The sequence below is a fragment of the Streptomyces sp. NPDC021224 genome, assembly GCF_044332905.1.
Taxonomy (GTDB): Bacteria; Actinomycetota; Actinomycetes; order Streptomycetales; family Streptomycetaceae; genus Actinacidiphila.
Window position 1 is genome coordinate 132176 of the sequence record NZ_JBIRPW010000007.1, and the last position, 17259, is coordinate 149434.

The following is a 17259-nucleotide window of genomic DNA, read 5'->3' on the forward strand; positions in this document are numbered from 1 at the left end:
ACCGGGAAGCGGCGCGACGACCGCCCCGGCTCCTGTTCCGCCGCATGACCACATCCTCGCCACAGCCGCACGGGAGGCCCGTTGTGAGCGATGCCCGCCTTTTGGCGACCGCCCTGGAAGACCGTGGCCGAAAACTCACCGAAGTGCTGACCGAAATGGCGACCCTGGCGAGCGCGTCCGCGGAGATCGCGGCCGGGGCGCGGGCCCTGCGAGGTGCCGAACGGGAAATGGACGCGGCCGGGGCGATAGACCCGGCACTGCGTCTGACCGTGTTCCTCCCCTCCAACAACATCCTCTACAGTTGCGTGCTTTTCGGACTGATTCCGGCCACCTATCTCGGACAGGTGGACATGCGTCCGTCCTCCCGGGCCAAGGCGACCTACTTCGCGGTCATGGACGTCCTCTCGGACCTGCTTCCCCCCGGTGTGCGGATGTTCGACGAGACGCAGCGGGAATTCGTCCGGCGGGCCCGCGGGTCGGATCTTGTGGTGTTCACCGGCAGGCTCGCCAACGGGCGGGAGCTGTACCGCGGCATGCCGGAGCCGAAGCCGACGTTCCTCGGCTTCGGCTCCGGCCCGAATCCCGTGGTCGTCGGCCCCGCGGCCGACCTGGGCGCCGCGGTCGGCGACCTGGTGACCGCCCGCCTGCACAACGGCGGCCAGGACTGCCTGTGCCCCGACGTGGTCTTCGTCCACGAGAGCCGGTCCGCGGAGTTCGGGGACCGGCTCCGTACGGCCCTGGCCGGTGTCCGGCCCGGCTCCCGCCGGGACGAGGGCCTGGTCAACTGCCCGCTGTCGTACGAGGACGCGTGGCTGCGCGCCACGGCCTTCCTCGACGAGCACCGCGACGCGGTCACCTGGCAGGGCCGCGGCGCCGCCGGGCGGTGGTTCGTCCCGGTCACCGTCGTGGAACGGCGGCTGGACGACCTGGGCGGGGTGCCGGAGCTGTTCGCCCCGGTGTTCAACGTGGTGTCCTACCCGGACGCGGACCGGCTGCTGTCCTGGTTCGAGGCCCCGGCGCAGCGCGACAGCGGCTTCTACGCGAGCGTCTACGGCGAACCCGCCTTCGACGGCAGGGACGTGCTGGGGACCTCGGTGAACTGCGGTACGCGGTCGGCCCTGGCGGCGGAGGACGGCAACCGGCCCTTCGGCGGCTTCGGCCGCGACGCGTCCTGGGTGCAGTCCGCCGACGGGCTGGCCGGACGCCCGCTGCTGGTCTCCGCGGAGGCCGCGCGGATCTCCGTGAAGTCCCCGGGGACGGCGGCCCGATGAGCGGCCGCGCAGCCGCGTGGGACATGCTCCTGGAACTCCTCACCGCCGGGGGCGACCGCCTGGTGTGCGGGGTGCCCGGCGACACCCCCGACCTGCTGGACGCGGCGGACGCCGCGGGCGGCAGCGTGCTGACCACCCGTGACCAGCGCACCGCCGTCTTCGCCGCCGTCGGGTGGTCGCGGGTACGGCGGCGCACCGCGGTCGTGCTGCTGCACGCCGGGCCGGGGTACCTCACCGCGCTCCCCGCCGTCTCGGAGGCATCGTCGCTGCGCCAGCCCCTGCTGGTGCTGGTGGTCGACGCGCCGGAGGAAGGCGTGGGGCGCGGCGGCTTCCAGGAACTGGACCCGATGGACTTCCGCGGCGGTCTTTACGCGTGGTCCCACCGGGTCCGCAGCCCGGCCGAGCTGGGCTGGGCGGTGACACGCGCCCTGCGGACCGCGGAAGGCCCGGTGGGCGGCCCGGTGCTCGTGGCGCTGTCCCGGACGGCGCTGGACGGCCTGCCCGCCGAGCGCTCCGGGTGGGCGCGGGAGTGCCGGGCGCTCGCCGCGGACCCGCCGCCCGCGCCCGCGGCGCCCTCCGCGAGCGGCGTCCGGGAGGCGGCCGCCGTCCTGCGCGGTGCCCGGCGCCCGGTCGTCCTGCTCGGCGGCGGGGCCCGCGACACCCTCGGGGACGGCCTCGCGACCGGCCTCGCGGCGCGGCTGGGCGCACGCGTGCTGGTCACCGCCTCCGGCCGCGGCGGCTACCCGGAATCACGCCCCGAATTCGCCGGGGTCGCGGGCCTGTACGCGAGCCGCGACGGGCTGCGCGCCCTCGGCGGAGCGGACGTGATCCTCGCGCTGGGCACCGCGCTGGAGGAGACCGCCCGGACGGGCTGGACCCCGGCCGAGGGGGCCCGCCTGGTCCATGTCGACCACGACCCCCGGGTGCCGGGGCGCGCCGTCCCCGCCCTCGGCCTCGTCGGGGATGTCCGCGAGACCGCCCTCCTGCTGCTGGACGCCCTGCCCGCGTCCGGTGGCGACCGGCCGCCGCCGGGCGCCGGTCGGGGGCCCGCTCCGGCGCCGGGGGCCCGGGGCACCGTGACCGCGCCCTTCTTCTGGCGCGCGCTGGAGGAGGCGCTGCGCGGGCTCGACCGGCCGGTGGTGCTGACCCAGGAGAACGGCCTGTGCGACCTGTGGGGTTACCACGTGCCCGTCTTCCGGCGTCCGGACCACGTCACCTGTGTGGTGCCGGGCGAGCAGACGGTCATGGGGTTCGGCTTCGGCGCCGCCGCCGGGGTCGCGCTGGCCGGGCAGCCGGCGGTGGGCGTCGGCGGCGACGTGGCGATGGAGTGCGCGCTGTCCTCGATGCTGGTGGCGGCCGACAGGGCACTCGACGTCCTCTACGTCGTGCTGCGCAACCGCTCCTTCGGCTGGCCGTCGCTCTCCCGGGCGGGCGGCCGGACCACCGCGTTCGACGGCGGGCGGGCCTATCCGGAGCTGTTCGCGGCGGCCGGGGCCCACGCGCGGGCCGTCACCTCGGCCGCGTCGCTCGCCCCGGCGCTCGACGCGCTGCTGCGCCTGGGCGGCACCCGCCTGCTGGAGGTCGGGATCACCGGACGGCATGTCGTCCCCGGCGCCGCGGAGCACGGGTCGTGACCGGGCGCCCGGCCCGGGGCGACCCGGGCCGGGCGGGGTGGGTCAGCGGCCGCCCCAGGTGTAGGTGACGGTCGCGCCCGGGGCGACCGTGGTGGTCACCCGCACGCCCGGTGCGCTGATGGTGGTGGTGTGCGCGGCCGTGGTGCCGGGGTTGTGGACGACGAGCGCGGTGCTGCCGTCGGGGTTGGTGAACGCCGAGGCCTGGAGCGGGGCGGGGTCGCCCTCGGCGGCGGTGACGTTCGCGGCGACGCGGACCGCGCCGGGCCGGGTGAAGCGGGAGAAGTGCGCGAGGGTGTAGTAGTTGCCGGTGTAGGTGACGGCGCCGGTGGCCGAGTCGACGTCGACGGTGCCGTTGCAGCCGGTGCAGCCGCCGGTGTGCGGGCCGTGGTTCTCGTCCAGGGCGAGGTTCCAGAAGATCATGCTGCGGGCCCAGTTGTTCATGGCGCCGATGGTGCGGGTGACGCCGCCGCCGCTGCACTCGGTCTCGAAGACGTCCTTGCCCGGGAAGGACGCCTTGAGCGCGGTCTGCGCGGCGGGGTCGCCGTAGTAGCAGTGGTAGGCCGTACCCGAGATCCACTTGGCCGCGGGCGAGCCGAGCAGGTCGAACGGGTAGTTCGGCTCGGGGTCCTCCCCGGCGTCGACGTGCGACTGGACGTCGAAGGGGTGCTCGGCCCAGTTGTGGTCGAAGCCGAGGATCTTCGTGCCGAGTCCCGCCGCCCTCAGCAGCGGGCCGAGCCGTTCGATGACCGCCGCCTCCTGGGCGACGGGCAGGTCGGTACCGGGGTAGTCGGCGCGCAGCAGGGCCTGCGGCTCGTTCTGGACGGTGAGGTAGTCCACGCGGACACCGGCTGCCGCGTAGGCCTGGACGAACTTCACCAGGTACCGGGCGTAGGCGTCGTAGATCCTGGGCGAGTCGATGAGCTTGCCGTCGATCATCGAGTCACCGGTCTTCATCCACGCCGGCGGGCTCCACGGGCTGGCGACGATCTGCAGCCGCGGGTTGAGGGCCTTCGCCTGCCGCAGCAGCGGCAGGATCCGCGCCGTGTCGTGGGCGACGGAGAAGTGCCGGAGCGCGTAGTCGGTCTGCCCGGCCGGTACGTCGTCGAAGCTGTAGTCGTACGTGGCGAAGTCCGACGCGCCGATGGGCTGGCGCAGCATGCTGAGGCCGATGCCCCGCTGCGGGGAGAACAGCTGGGTCATCAGGGCGTCACGGTGCTTCTTGTCCAGCCGGTAGAGCACGGTGGCCGAGGAGTCGGTGACGGAGGCGCCGAAGCCGGTCAGCTGCTGGAACCGCAGGCCCGGGTCGACGCGGACGGTCGTGTCGGCGACCGCGGAGGTGGTGGTGACCGCGGTGGGGGCGCCCAGTTGCGGTCCGGTGGTGCCCGCGTCGGAGACCCACTGCCGCACTCCGGCCGCGGGGGCGCGGTGCGGTGCGGCGGGGCTGGCGGAGGCGGTTCCGGTCTGGGCGGTCACCAGGGCGGTCAGCAGGGTCAGACCGGCGGCCGCGGCGGCCGCGCGGCGCCGGCCCGGTCTGCCGGGGCTGCGGTGGGAGGGGAGCACCGAGCGTGCGGACGTAGGGGGCTTCATGTCGCTCCAGAGGGCGTCGGGGCGCGCGGACGCGGAACACCGCGCGGTGGGGAACGGCCGGTCCGGCGGACCGGCCCCGGCACCGGGGCGGGCCGCCCTCGCGGGGCGGCCCGCCCCGGGCGTCACTGGGTGCGGATCAGGCCGTGGGCGTTCCAGAAGTCGCAGTGGTGGTCGGCGGCGAAACCAGCCGTCAGGCCCGGTCCTGGCAGGCGGAACTGCAGGGTCTCGGGGCGGTCCGTGCGGTAGGACGGCCACGGGCCCTGCCGCGGGTCGGGGTGTCCGGTGGCGACGAAGGCGCCCCACTGGGCGCGCATCGCCCGCGCCAGCCGCTCCTGCGCCGGGTCCAGACCGGTCAGGAACTTCTGCGTCCCGTCGCTGCGGGTGAACGTGAACAGGTATTCCAGCTCGGTGGTGTGGTAGGCGCCCCAGGCGAATCCGGGGGTCACGGCCTCGGCGGGCGCGGTGGGATCCGCGAACTCGTAGGCGTACGTGGGTGTTTGCGGCGCCAGCGCGTTCTCGATCGTCCAGGCGCGGCAGACCCGGTCGGGGTCGGAGGCGATGGCACCGGCCGCGTCGGCCGGGGTTCGGCCGGAGTACAGGTCGAGGATCCGGTCGGCCAGTTGCGGGTAGGACTGCCGCACCCACGCGGTCAGCGTCGCCTCGGTGGCCGGCTGGGCGATGCCCGGGTAGGGGCGGTTCTCGTCGTGGGTGTTGCCGATCAGGACGGGGACGTGCGTGAAGCGCCCCTCCGCGATGGCCTGGCGGGGGTCGAGCGGCAGCACGCTGCCGCCGATCGCCGGGGTGCCGGGGGCGCCGGGCCGGTCGACGAGGGTGGAGACGTCCTTGCCGCGCAGGCACCGCGCCGCGGTGGCCGGGTCGGTGCAGCCGACGGACGCGGCGAACGCCGTCCCGGACTCCTGCGCCGGGCCGAGCGGCTGCGCGTCGCACGCCCCGCTCTCGATGACCGCCCGGGTGAACAGGCCGCGGGCCGGCGGCGCGGCCAGCAGCCGGCACACGGCGCGCCCGCCCGCCGACTGCCCGGCCACGGTCACCTGGCGGGGGTCGCCGCCGAACGCGCGGGCGTTGGAGCGCAGCCACCGGAGTCCGGCGATCTGGTCCATGAGCCCGTACTGTCCGGACATGCCGTCGGAGGCCTCGGCGCCGAGCGCGGGAAGCGCCAGGAAACCGAGCCAGCCCAGCCGGTGGTTGACCGTCACGACGACGGAGCCGGTCTCGGCGGCGAGCGCCGCCGCCTGGTACTGGCTGCCCGACCCGTTGATGCCGCCGCCGCCGAAGATCCAGTACAGCACCGGGGCCCGGCCCGCGCGGACGGCCGGGGTGTCGGGTCGCCAGACGTCCAGGTAGAGGCAGTCCTCGGCGAGCGAGCGCGGGCCGTTGCTGTTCTCCGTCTGCGGGCACGCCGGGGACGGCCGGGAGGCGTCCCGTACACCGTGCCAGTCCGGGGCGGGCTGCGGCGGGCGCCACCGCAGGGAGCCCACCGGCGGCGCCGCGTAGGGGACGCGGCCGAAGAAGTCCACGCCCGGTGCGGCCTGACGCCCCGCCAGCACGCCCTGCTGGGTGCGCGCGTGCGGGGCGCCGTGCGCGGTGCGCGCGGCGGCGTCCGGGACGGCGGTCAGGGTCGCGGCGAGCGCCGCGACGAGGGCCAGGAGGACACCGGCGAGCCGTCTGCTGCGACTTCGGTGAAGAGCTGTGAGCACGTGTCATCTCCTCGACGGAATGCGGGAGCTGGATCGTCCGTACCGGCAAGCCGGTCACCCGGCGTCCGTCCGGGTGTGCGGCCCGGGGCGGGCCTTCCCCTCGCGGGGGCGCTCGCGGGCACGGCGGACCGGGCGGCCGCGGCCGCCGCGGGTGTGCGGGACGCAGGGCCGCCGTCCCCGCCCGGTCTGCGCCTCACCGTAGACGCCGCACCACCACTGCGTCTATAAAACGTTCAAGAACAGATCCCGGGAGCCCCCTACCCGGCCCGCCCTCCACCCCACCGGAACCGACACTGCCACCGGCATCACACTCCTGGTACGCCGCCCGTGACCGCACCACGGCCGCTCCGGCAACCGGGTCTAAAACGGTGCACTCCGGTGCCGCGACCGGCCCCCTGCCCGGGGTCGGCCTCCCGCCCCTCCTCCCGGACGGAGACAACAGTCATGGTCGTCAGCACTCCCGAGACGTCGCCCACCCCCTGCCCACCGGCCGGTGACCGGCTGCTGGCCGCCCTCGACATCGGCGGCACCAAGATCGCCGGCGCGGTCGTCGACGCGCACGGCACCGTCCTGCACCGGGCACAGCGCCCGACGCCGCCGGGCGGCGGGGCCGAGGAGGTGTTCGGAGCCCTGCGCGCGGTGCTGGAGGAGCTGGGCGGACTGCCGTCCTGGGCGCGGGTGGCCTGCCTGGGCGTCGCCAGCGCGGGACCGGTCGACATCGCCCGCGGCAGCGTGAGCCCGGTCAACATCCCCGGCTGGCGGGACTTCCCCGTCGTCGAACGGGTGCGGGGCCTGCCGCAGGCAACCGGTCTGCCGGTGGCGCTGTGCGGGGACGCCGTCGCGATGACGGCGGCCGAGCACCGGTTCGGCGCCGCCCGCGGCTGCCGGGACGCCCTGTGCATGGTGGTGTCCACCGGAGTGGGCGCGGGCCTGGTCATGGACGGTGCCGTCCGCAACGGCCCGACCGGCAACGCGGGCCACCTCGGGCACATGACCGTCGACCTGCTGGGCGATCCGTGCGTGTGCGGCTCCCGGGGCTGCGTCGAACAGCTCGCGAGCGGCACGTCCCTGACCCGGCGGGCACTGCGGAACGGCTGGCGGCCGACGGGCGCGACCGACGGCGCCGCGCTGGCGGCCGACGCGCGCACCGGCGACGTCGCGGCCCTGGCCGCCTTCGACACCGCCGCGCGCGCCCTGGCCGCCGCCGTCGCGGCCGTGGCCACGCTGGTCGAGATCGAGGTGGCCGTCATCGGCGGCGGTGTCGCCGAGGCGCACGACGTCCTCTTCCCGCCGCTGCGGCGGCACCTCGCCTCCTACGCGGTCCTGCCGTTCGCCGCGGGGGTGCGCGTGGAGGCGGCCGCGCTGCGCGCCGACGCCGGTCTGATCGGGGCCGCTCTGCTCGCGGACGGCCCGCGCCCCGCCCGCGGCAGGGAGTTTCAGGGCGCGGGGGCGACGGAGTCCCGGTAGGCGGGGTAGGGCGTGGCACCGGCCACCGGCGGGACCGCCCGGTGGCCGAGCACGGCCAGCAGTCGGCGCACGGCGTGGCCGCCCAGGTCGGCGGCGCCGTGCGCCATCGCGGTGATCCGGGGGCGGGCGAGGACGCACAACGGGGAGTCCTGCCAGGCCAGGACGCTCAGCGAGTCCGGAACGGCGATCCCCATCTCGCCCGCGACGCCCAGTCCCGTCACGGCTCCGGCGGCGGAGTCGTAGAGCACGGCGGTGGGCGGGCGCGGGCCCGACAGCAGCCCCCGGGTGGCCCAGGCCACCTCGGCAGCGCGGCCGGTGGTGACGGCCACCGCCGACGGCTCGACCCGGTGCGCGGTGGCACCGGCCCGGAACCGTCCGGGGCGTCCGCGCACCGGCTGGTCGGCGACGTAGCCGACGCGGCGGTGGCCCAGGGCGGCGAGGTAGCCGAGCATGGCCTCCGCGACCGTCCGGTCGTCCCACCACACCGTGGGGTGACCGCCCGGCGAGCGGTGCGCGGGTGCGGCCGTGACGACGGGGACACCGTCGGCGGCCAGTCCGCCGGTCGCCGCGAGGTGCCCGCTCCCGTCGTACAGCACCGCCCCGCAGATCCGCCCCGCCTGCCACCACTGACGTACCGTCGCCGGCCCGCCGTGCCCGGTCGCCCCGGACGTCAGGAACGCCTGGCACCCGGCGCGGTCCAGTGCCTCCAGGGCGCCGGCGAGGAAGTCGTCCGGGACGAGCCGCCCGCCGCTCCCCGGCGGGACGGCCGCCGCCAGGGCGACGGTGCCGCCGTGTGTCGCGGAGCTGCTGGCCAGGATCCGGGCCAGAGGGCTGGGGCGCCAGTCCAGGGCGGCGGCCGCGGCCTCGATCCGCCGCCGGGTCGCGGGCGAGACGCCAGGCTTCCCGCTGAAGGTGAGGGACACGGCCGCGGCCGACACCCCGGCGCGGCGCGCGACGTCCCGGATCGTCACGCGCCGCGCGAGCGGGTGGCCCGCCCGTGGACCGGTCACCGCACCGCGACCGGGTCCACCGCGTCGGAGGAGTTGACGCAGCGCAGTGCGGCGGGCAGTGCTTCCAGGCCCTCCCTCGTCCAGCCGGTGACGAGGAAGTCGGCGCTCTCGCCGGGCAGCAGGGTGACCAGGCCGCGGTCGGTCCGCGCGTCGGGGTGCAGCCGGTCGGCCTGGAGCAGCAGGTCGCGGACCAGGGTGTGCGCGGTGACGCGCACCAGCGCACCGCCGGGCCGCGGGACGACCTCGGTGGTCATCTCGGCGGCCGGGTAGGCGAAGTCGCGGTCGGGTACGGGGAAGCGCAGCGCGCGCAGCCCGTCGGCGTCGGCGACGAGGAAGTCGCGGCGGGAACCGGCCGGGAGGGTCACCTCCCCCGGCAGATCGACGAGGGCGACCGAGCGGGCGGCGACGGTGACGGGCACCAGGTGCTCGGCGGCCTGCCCGCCGTGGGCGTCGAGCCTGCGCACCCGCGCCCGGCACGTCCAGGGCGTACCGCTCTGGTTGACGGCGGCGAGCACGGTCCGCCCGCCGCGGTCCTGGAAGGTCAGCAGCCGGTCGGCGTAGAGGCGCTTGAGCTCGTGGTAGAGCGGCTTCTCCCGGCCGTCGCCGTCGATGGCGGCCCAGGACGTCACCGGCCAGCAGTCGTTGAGCTGCCACAGGATCGCCCCGGCGCAGCGTGGCCAGTGCGCGCGCCAGTGCTCGACGCCGGTGGCGATCGCCCGTGCCTGGTTGACCTGGGTGAGGTAGTGCCAGGTGTCGAAGTCGGCGGGGAGGGCGAAGTGGTGGGCGAGCCCGCGGTCCAGTTTGCCGTTGCCGTCCTCGGCCTTCTGGTGGTGCAGCATGCCGGGCGAGTCCGGCGTCAGCGGCTCGTCACCGATCGCCCGGCGGACGGTCGCGTACGCGGGCGGGGCCTGCCAGCCGAATTCGGCGACGAAGCGCGGCACGTCGGCGAGGTAGTCGGTGTAGTCCTGGCGGTTCCACACCTCCCAGGAGTGGGCGGTGCCGTGCCGCGGGTCGTTGGGGTGCAGGTCGCGGGAGCCGGACCAGGGGCTGCCGGCCCAGTACGGGCGCGTGGGGTCGGTCTCGGCGACGACGGCGGGCAGCAGGTCGAGGTAGTAGCCCTCGCCCCACGACGCGCCCGCCAGCGCGGGCTCCCAGTCCCAGTCGCGGAAGCCCCACAGGTTCTCGTTGTTGCCGTTCCAGAGCACCAGCGAGGGGTGGGGCATGAGGCGGACGACGTTCTCCCGGGCCTCCGCCTCGACCTCCGAGCGCAGCGGCTCCTCCTCGGGGTAGGCGGCGCACGCGAACAGGAAGTCCTGCCACACCATCAGGCCCAGCTCGTCGCAGACGGCGTAGAAGTCGCCGCTCTCGTAGATGCCGCCGCCCCACACCCGCACCAGGTCCACCCCCGCGTCCGCGGCCTGTTCCAGGCGCCGCCGGTAGTCCCCGGGCGTGACGCGGGAGGGGAAGACGTCGTCGGGGATCCAGTTGACGCCCCGGGCGAAGACGGGCGTGCCGTTGACGACCAGGGTGAAGGCGCTGCCGTGCGCGTCCGCCGCGGTGTCGAGTTCCACGGTGCGGAAGCCGACGGAGCGCTCCCACCGGTCGAGCGGGACTCCCCCGTCGTCCGCGAGGGCGACGGTGCACGCGTACAGGTGCTGGTCGCCGTAGCCGCGCGGCCACCACCGCTGCACCCCGGTGGCCTCGGCGCGCAGGGTCACCTCGCTTGCGCCGGGCGGGAGTTCGGCGCGTACCTCACTACCGGCGACGCCGAGGACGAGGGTCAGCGCGCGATCGGCGCCGCGGGCGGAGCGCACGACGCGGACGTGCACGGAAACGATTCCGGTGCCGTCCTCCCCCACCGTCACCTGCGGGCGGACCTCGGCGAGCCGGGCCGTCGACCAGCGTTCGAGCCGCGGCTCGCGCCACAGTCCGGCGGTGACCAGGGTCGGCCCCCAGTCCCAGCCGAAGGAGCAGGCCATCTTGCGGACGTACTGGTACGGCTCGGCGTAGGCGCCGGGCCGTTCGCCGACGAGGTCGCGGACGCGTTCGGCCTCCTGGTAGGCGGAGGTGAAGGCCACGGTGAGCGGCGCGGGTCCGGCGGCGAGTGCCTCGGTGACGTCGAAGCGGAAGGAACGGTGCATGTTGCGGGTACGGCCCAGCACGCCGTCGCCGAGGCGGATCTCGGCGACGGTGTCGAGACCGTCGAAGACCAGGTCGGCGCATTCGTGGTCGCCGTCCAGGCGGGGCAGTTGGGTGCCGTAGGTCCAGTCGGCCCGCCCCACCCATGCCGCGTCCGCCTCGTTGCGGTCCAGGAACGGGTCGGCGATCAGGCCCGCGGCCAGCAGGTCGGTGTGCACACAGCCCGGCACCGCCGCCGCGACGGCGGCGCCCACCAGGGCGTCCGGTACCTGCTCGGGGTGGGACCTGGTGGTGTCCAGGCGCAGGGTCCAGCCGCGGGTGAGCGGCGTGCTGACCTTCATACGGTCTCCTTGGGCCCGAAAGGGCTCGGCAGTAGAGGGGTGAGCGGCGGCGGTCGCCGGGCGCGGACGGCTACTTGGTCGCACCGGAGGCGAAGCCGTTGTAGATGAAGCGCTGCAGGGCCAGGAACACGACGAGGCTGGGGATGATCACCAGCGCGGCACCGGCGGAGATGACCTCCCAGTGGGCGCCGAACGGTCCCTTGAAGCGGAACAGCGAGGTGGAGATGGTGCCGAGGTTGTCGTCCGGCATGTAGAGGAACGGGATGTAGAAGTCGTTGTAGATCGCGACGCCCTTGATGATCACCACGGTGGCGATGGCGGGCTTCAGCAGCGGCACGATGATGCGCCAGTAGATGGTGAACGAGTTGGCGCCGTCCAGGCGTGCCGCCTCGTCCAGCGAGGTCGGGATGGAGCGGATGAACTGGAGGAAGATGTAGATGGACACGATGTCGGTGCCCATGTAGAGCAGCACCGGCGCCCAGCGGGTGTCCATCACGCCCAGGTTGTTGACGATCTGGTAGGTCGCGACCTGGGTGGTGACGCTCGGCACGAGCGAGGCGACGAGGAACAGCGCCATCACGAGCTTCTTGAAGGGGAAGTGGAAGCGGTCGATGGCGTAGGCGGTCATCGAGCCGATCAGCACCGTGCCGAGGACGGAGAAGAAGAGGATGAACGAGGTGTTCCACAGCGCCCGCAGCATGTGGCCGTCGGTGAACGCGACCGCGTAGTTGTGGAAGTTGAACCAGTGGTGCGGTGCGGCGAGCGCCCCGCCGTCGGCCATCTCGCCGCTGGTGCGCAGGGAGGTGAGCAGCACCGCGGCCAGCGGGACCAGGACGACGGCGCTGGCCAGGACGAGGGAGAGGTACTTCAGCAGCACGGCGACCCGGCCGCGGACCGGCGTCCGGCCGCGGGACCGCGGCGCCCTGGTGATGGCGGGACCGTCGAGCACCGTCATGACTGTTCCACCCTCTCGTCGGGGAACAGCAGGCGCTGCGCCCAGGTCACCAGCAGCACGATGAGCAGCAGCACCACGGCGGCGGCCGACGCGAGTCCGGTCTTGTTGAAGTTGAAGGCGAGCTTGATCGTCTGGATGACGAAGGTCTCGCTGTTGTTGGAACCGCCGGTCATGATGAAGGGGATCTCGAAGACCGACAGCGATCCGGAGATGGCCAGGATCACGCTGAGGCTGATGATCGGCCGGATGCTGGGAGCGATGACGTAGCGGAACTGCTGCCAGCGGCTCGCGCCGTCCAGGGCCGCGGCCTCGTACAGCTGCGGGGGGATGGACTGGATGGCGCCGATGAACAGCACCATGTTCAGGCCCATGAACCGCCACACCGACACCCCGGCCAGTGAGGTGTTGACCAGGTGCGGGTTGCCCAGCCACAGGTGCGGGCCGGCGCCGAACCAGTGCAGCACGGTGTCGAGCGTGCCGCCGGGCTGGAAGAAGTACAGGAACACGAAGCCGACGGCGACACCGTTGATCAGGTACGGGAAGAACAGGATGCCCTTGAACAGGTTCCGCAGCCGGGTGTCGAAGCTGAGGACGGTGGCGAAGTACAGCGCCGCGCAGATCTGCACGGCGGACGCGCCGAGGTAGAACAGGCTGACCCAGAAGACCTGGAACAGCTGCGGCCGGGTGAACAGGTCGGTGTAGTTGGCGAGTCCGACCCAGTTGCGGGTGGGGCTGATGCCGTCCCAGTCGGTGAAGCTGTACGAGAACATGTCCGCGACGGGCAGCAGGGTGAAGGTCACCAGCAGCGCGAGCGGGGCGAGCAGGTACAGCCAGGGGGTGCCCCACCAGGCCCCCGTCCTGCGCCGCGGGGCCGGGCGGCGGCGCGGCGGGCGGGAGCGGGCCGCGTCCGGCGGCGGCAGGGTGCGGGCGGGAGTCATGCGGCCCGCGGTCCGCGGTGCGCTCATGTGGTCCTTCTTCCGGTCGCCGCGCGGTGGAGGCGGCAGGGGTGTGCGGCAGTCATGGGGGTGGGGCTGCTCCGGCCCGGGCCGGGCCGGGCCGGGCCGGAGCAGCGGTGCGGCGGGGGCGGTCAGCCGAGGGTGCCCTGGGCGTCGGACCACTTCTTGTTCAGGTCCTGGAAGATGCTGTCCTTGTCGCCGCCCGCGGCTCCCCGGGCGACGTCGACGATGTGCTGCGGGTAGTCCTGGTTGTTCAGGCCGATCTCGGAGGCCTTGTCGATCTCGTCCACCAGGGCGGTCCTGCCGTACGCCATGTGCACGAACTGCACGCCGCCGTCCTGGAAGGGCTGGAGGTCGGCGGGCAGCGGCGAGCCCTTGACCGAGGAGATCGACAGCGCCGCCTGCGCGTCGCCCGACTTGTTGATGAACCAGTCGATCCACGCCCGCGCCGCGGCCTTGTTCTTGGAGTGGATGTTGATGCCGTACTGGTAGTCCGGGCGGACGACGGAGCAGAAGTGGCCGTCCTTCTGCGTCGGGAAGGGCATGAAGCCGATGTCGTCGGGGTTCTTCCCGGCCTTCTTCGCGGCGTCCTGCATCTGCACCACGGCCCAGGAGCCCAGCCACATGGTGGCGACCTTGCCGGTGCCGATCAGGGCCTTGGAGTTCTCCCAGTTGGTGGTGTTGGGGTCGGCCTCGGACAGCTTGTCGTGGACGACGTCGTACAGGAGCGAGTCGACGACGTTCAGGTCCTGCCCGGGTGCCCAGGGCTCCTTGGTGGTGGCGAGCTTGTCGTTGGCGGCCGGGTCGCAGCTCGGCGAGCCGAGCGCGTTGCCCCAGTTCGTCATGGGCCAGCCGTCGTGGTAGTTCGTGTAGTAGGGGGTGGCGCCGGTCTTGGCCTTGATCGCCTTGAGGTCGTCGACGAACTGCTGCGGCGTGGTCGGCCAGGTGGTGACACCGGCCTGCTTCCACACGGCCTTGTTGTAGACGAAGCCGTTGGCGGTGCCGATGTTGGCGATGCCGTAGACCTTGCCGCCGACCGTGGCGTGGTCGGTGAAGTCGTAGGTCTTCGACAGGTCGGCGGAGGTGCCCAGCGGGGCGAAGAAGGCCGGGTACTGCTTGAGCGGCACGGAGTTGGGGATGGACAGCACGTCGCCGTAGTTCGTGCTGTTCATCCGGATCTTGACGTCGCCCTCGTAGTCGGTGAGGCCCTGGAACTTCACCGTCACGTGCGGGTAGATCTTGTTGAACTCCGCCGCGTACTTCTTGGCGGTGCCGTCCTGCACCTGGTCGGTGCGGTTGGTGAGCACGGTGATGGTGCCGGTCACCTTCGCCGGGTCGGTGGGCACCGGCACCACGTCCGAGGACGCGCTGCCGCCGCCTCCGCTCCCGCTGCCGCAGGCGGACAGTCCCAGCGCGAGCACCACGCCCGTGGCCGCAAGTGCTGTTCTTCGCATGCCGATCCCACTCCCTTGTCACTGAACGGAAAGCGCCGCACTGCATGCCGCGCAGCGACGGACGTCTCGTCGTCGGGGCGAAGCGGCTCGATGGCTGCTTAACGTAGACGGAACACAGGCGGGGTGTCCATAGAACGGTCTAGTTTCGTGCAAGCGCGCCACTTCGGCCGCCGACGACCGGCAGACAACTGTCTCTTTACTTAACTTCTCTCACCAGGAGGCACTGTTCGGCCTTCCGGTGTACGGGGACGGCGCCGGTCTTGACGATCCCGGCGCCGGGTCGCTTGAATCGGTCGGGTAAAACGTACGATCAGGTGCTCAGGAGGATCCCGGCAGAGGGTGCTGCTGGAAGAACTGCCACATCAGGCTGTCGGCGCTGATCTCGTGCGTGACGGTCCCGTTTCCGTTGTCCTGCGGGGAGCCCGGCCAGGTATGGCCGCCGTCGGAGACCGTGTAGAGCTGCACCTCGGCGCCGTCCCGGCAGCCGCTGTACACCGTCCTGCTCACATGGGTGCTGACCTGGCTCACGGCGGGCCCCGCCGTGCACCCGTCGAGCCCGGCCCACGTCTGCTGCGCCACCGGCACCGAGTACTGCCAGGCCGTGGTGTCGCCGCCGCCGTTGTACGGGTTCGTGGCGTCCTGCTGCCCGTGGAAGGCGATCACCGGGACGGCGCGCGAGGGGGTGCAGGTCGACGGGTCCGGCCTGCTGCGGTCGGCGGGGTCGGGCCGCCCGGCCCGGACGCCGGCCACCGGAGCGATCGCGGCGATCCGGTCGGCGAGCAGGCAGCCCAGGGCGGAGGTCATCCGGCCGCCCCCGGAGTAGCCGGTGGCGTACACCCGGGCCGGATCGACGCAGGCGTTCGCGGTGAGGGTGTCGATCACCTGCCGCAGGAAGCCGACGTCGTCACGGGTGCCGCTGGGCGTGACGTACGGGACGTTCCAGATGTACCCGCTGCCGCTGGGCACCACCCCGGTGGGCGCGGCCACGATGAAGCCGCCCGCGTCGGCGGTGGGCGCCATGTCGCTGTACGCGAGCTGCCCGGCGCCGGTGGACTGGCTGCCGTGCAGGTCGAGGACCAGCGGCAGCCGCTCCCCCGCGGCGCGGGCCGGGACGTGCACCAGGACCTGGTAGGTCACGCCGCCGAAGGACACCGGTGTGTTGTACTGCCCGCTGCCCAGGCTCGGGGTGCACGAGCCGGGCGGCGTGGTCGTGCCGCCCCCCTGCGGCAGGTGCCAGAGCTGCCAGGCGTTGGTGTTGCGGTCCCAGATCTGCAGCCGGGTCCCGTTCGCCGTGGCACCCCCGGGCGCGTCGAGATAACGCCCGGACTGGGGGTTGCGCAGATGCCCGTCGGACTCCGCGACCCACTGCTGCGCACCCGAACCGTTGCAGTCCCACAGCTGCAGCTTCGTCCCGTTGGCGGTGCCCTGACCCGTCACGTCCAGGCACTTGCCCAGCGCGCGGACCGTACCGTCGGAACCGGCCGACCACACCTGCGCGGCCGTCCCGTTGCAGTCGTACAACTGCACCGCCGTCCCGTTCACCGAACTGCCACCCGCCACATCCACACACCGGCCACCCACACCCGTGAACGCACCCGAACCCCCACCCGGAGGCGTCGTCGGAGTGCCGGTCGGGATGTGGATGTCGCCGCGGCTGAGCACCCGGGAGTCGTAGTAGCCGGCCTTGACCGAGTCGTTGGTGTTGTAGCCGGAGTTGGTGAGGTAATCCAGCCACACGTTCCAGTAGACCCACTTGGGCTGGGCCGACAGCTGCGCGGGCTGCGGGACGCTGCCGACCTCCGCGAGGGCCATCGGCTTGTTGCCGCCGGCGATGGCCGACAGCGCGTTGTACCAGTCGGTGGCCGGGAACTTCTGCCACCACACGTCCAGGCCCACCACGTCGACGTAGTTGTCACCGGGGTAGTAGGCGGCCGCCTGGGACGCGGCGCCCTGGACGTCCTTGAGTGCCCAGACCCAGATGATGTTGTCCAGGCCCTTGGACTGCAGGTAGTCGTGGGTGATCTGGAACAGCCGCGCGCTGCCGTTCGGCCCGGGACGGCCGCCCCACCACGCCCAGCCGTCGTTCATCTCGTGCAGCGGCCGGAACAGCACCGGGATGCCGGCGTCCTTGAGCTGCTGGAAGTAGGGCACGAACTGGTCGAGCTTGTGCTTGTAGTCGGTGTTGAGCGTGGTGCCGTCGGTGATGACCTGCTGCCACTCGGCGTCGGACAGCTTGCTGCCGTTGACGGGGTTGGAGCCGCCCTCGAAGTCGCAGGTGGCCACGTCGGGGCGGCAGGCGTGCATCATCAGGCCGGGCAGCGCGCCCGCGTTCCACTCGGCCTCGGCCTCGTTGATCACGGTCTGCCGGTTGTCGATGTCGTTCTGGCTGAACCCGAAGTCGCCGTTCCACAGGCCCGGGTACTTCCCGGTGATGTCGTGGACCTTGCCGATCCACTGCGCGGGGTTGCTGTTGGCGCCGCCCTGCTGCCCGGACAGGACATGGTTGCCGGTCAGGCTCTTGAGGTAGGCGATCTCGTCGGCCTTGGTCACACCGGACGCGGCGGGCGGTGCCGCGGCGGCGCTCCCGCCGGTCACGGTGAGCGTGACGCCCGCGACCACTGCGGCCACCGTGCCGGCCAGCAGCGCGCGGGTTCTGGCGCGTAGGGACATGGAGGTGCCTTTCGTGAGGGGAGGGGTGATCTGCCGAGCGCCCTGCTCACGGCCCCG

General features: G+C 73.3%; 11 protein-coding genes. 3 read left to right on the plus strand and 8 right to left on the minus strand.

Going from position 1 to position 17259, the window contains the following annotated elements:
- The first annotated feature begins 44 nt into the window (after positions 1 to 44).
- Both ACH4PY_RS19355 and ACH4PY_RS19360 read left to right on the plus strand, forming a co-directional pair.
- On the plus strand, positions 45 to 1271 hold the full coding sequence (locus ACH4PY_RS19355) for an aldehyde dehydrogenase family protein (RefSeq protein WP_398183803.1): 1227 nt from the start codon (positions 45 to 47) through the stop codon (positions 1269 to 1271).
- A complete protein-coding gene (locus tag ACH4PY_RS19360; RefSeq protein WP_398183806.1) occupies positions 1268 to 2905 on the plus strand; it encodes a thiamine pyrophosphate-binding protein in 1638 nt (545 codons plus the stop codon). Before ACH4PY_RS19355 ends, ACH4PY_RS19360 begins: the two co-directional genes overlap by 4 nt.
- A gap of 42 nt (positions 2906 to 2947) precedes the next feature.
- Here the strand turns inward: ACH4PY_RS19360 and ACH4PY_RS19365 are convergent, their stop codons facing one another.
- Positions 2948 to 4492, minus strand: coding sequence for a glycoside hydrolase family 30 beta sandwich domain-containing protein (locus ACH4PY_RS19365; RefSeq protein ID WP_398183809.1), 1545 nt, complete (start codon positions 4490 to 4492; stop codon positions 2948 to 2950).
- Positions 4493 to 4614: 122 nt separating this feature from the next.
- Positions 4615 to 6210: a carboxylesterase/lipase family protein gene (locus ACH4PY_RS19370; protein ID WP_398183812.1), complete on the minus strand. Its 1596-nt coding sequence runs from the start codon at positions 6208 to 6210 to the stop codon at positions 4615 to 4617.
- A 444-nt stretch (positions 6211 to 6654) separates the two neighbouring features.
- Here ACH4PY_RS19370 and ACH4PY_RS19375 point away from each other — a divergent pair, with 444 nt between their 5' ends.
- Complete coding sequence (locus ACH4PY_RS19375; RefSeq protein ID WP_398183815.1) at positions 6655 to 7677, plus strand: ROK family protein; 1023 nt, start codon at positions 6655 to 6657, stop codon at positions 7675 to 7677.
- Here the strand turns inward: ACH4PY_RS19375 and ACH4PY_RS19380 are convergent.
- The 6 genes from ACH4PY_RS19380 to ACH4PY_RS19405 form a co-directional block, all read right to left on the minus strand.
- Positions 7647 to 8687, minus strand: a complete 1041-nt coding sequence (locus ACH4PY_RS19380; protein ID WP_398183818.1) for a LacI family DNA-binding transcriptional regulator — start codon at positions 8685 to 8687, stop codon at positions 7647 to 7649. The genes ACH4PY_RS19375 and ACH4PY_RS19380 overlap by 31 nt on opposite strands.
- Entirely contained in the window at positions 8684 to 11167 is a 2484-nt protein-coding gene (locus tag ACH4PY_RS19385; protein ID WP_398183821.1) for a glycoside hydrolase family 2 protein, read from the minus strand. The genes ACH4PY_RS19380 and ACH4PY_RS19385 overlap by 4 nt, the downstream gene beginning before the upstream one ends.
- A 70-nt stretch (positions 11168 to 11237) precedes the next feature.
- Complete coding sequence (locus ACH4PY_RS19390) at positions 11238 to 12122, minus strand: carbohydrate ABC transporter permease (protein WP_398183824.1); 885 nt, start codon at positions 12120 to 12122, stop codon at positions 11238 to 11240.
- Complete coding sequence (locus tag ACH4PY_RS19395) at positions 12119 to 13087, minus strand: carbohydrate ABC transporter permease (RefSeq protein WP_398183827.1); 969 nt, start codon at positions 13085 to 13087, stop codon at positions 12119 to 12121. Before ACH4PY_RS19395 ends, ACH4PY_RS19390 begins: the two co-directional genes overlap by 4 nt.
- 122 nt (positions 13088 to 13209) lie before the next feature.
- The gene (locus ACH4PY_RS19400; RefSeq protein WP_398183830.1) at positions 13210 to 14532 is read right to left on the minus strand and encodes an extracellular solute-binding protein; all 1323 of its coding nucleotides are present in this window, start codon (positions 14530 to 14532) and stop codon (positions 13210 to 13212) included.
- Positions 14533 to 14850: 318 nt separating this feature from the next.
- Complete coding sequence (locus tag ACH4PY_RS19405; RefSeq protein WP_398183834.1) at positions 14851 to 17202, minus strand: glycosyl hydrolase; 2352 nt, start codon at positions 17200 to 17202, stop codon at positions 14851 to 14853.
- Between the last annotated feature and the right edge of the window lie 57 nt (positions 17203 to 17259).

Excerpts from the sequence above, each read along its gene's own strand:
- ACH4PY_RS19355 (WP_398183803.1), top strand. The coding sequence starts at position 45 with ATGACCACATCCTCGCCACAGCCGCACGGGAGGCCCGTTGTGAGCGAT.
- ACH4PY_RS19360 (WP_398183806.1), top strand. The coding sequence starts at position 1,268 with ATGAGCGGCCGCGCAGCCGCGTGGGACATGCTCCTGGAACTCCTCACC.
- ACH4PY_RS19365 (WP_398183809.1), bottom strand. The coding sequence starts at position 4,492 with ATGAAGCCCCCTACGTCCGCACGCTCGGTGCTCCCCTCCCACCGCAGC.
- ACH4PY_RS19375 (WP_398183815.1), top strand. The coding sequence starts at position 6,655 with ATGGTCGTCAGCACTCCCGAGACGTCGCCCACCCCCTGCCCACCGGCC.
- ACH4PY_RS19385 (WP_398183821.1), bottom strand. The coding sequence starts at position 11,167 with ATGAAGGTCAGCACGCCGCTCACCCGCGGCTGGACCCTGCGCCTGGAC.
- ACH4PY_RS19390 (WP_398183824.1), bottom strand. The coding sequence starts at position 12,122 with ATGACGGTGCTCGACGGTCCCGCCATCACCAGGGCGCCGCGGTCCCGC.
- ACH4PY_RS19395 (WP_398183827.1), bottom strand. The coding sequence starts at position 13,087 with ATGAGCGCACCGCGGACCGCGGGCCGCATGACTCCCGCCCGCACCCTG.
- ACH4PY_RS19400 (WP_398183830.1), bottom strand. The coding sequence starts at position 14,532 with ATGCGAAGAACAGCACTTGCGGCCACGGGCGTGGTGCTCGCGCTGGGA.
- ACH4PY_RS19405 (WP_398183834.1), bottom strand. The coding sequence starts at position 17,202 with ATGTCCCTACGCGCCAGAACCCGCGCGCTGCTGGCCGGCACGGTGGCC.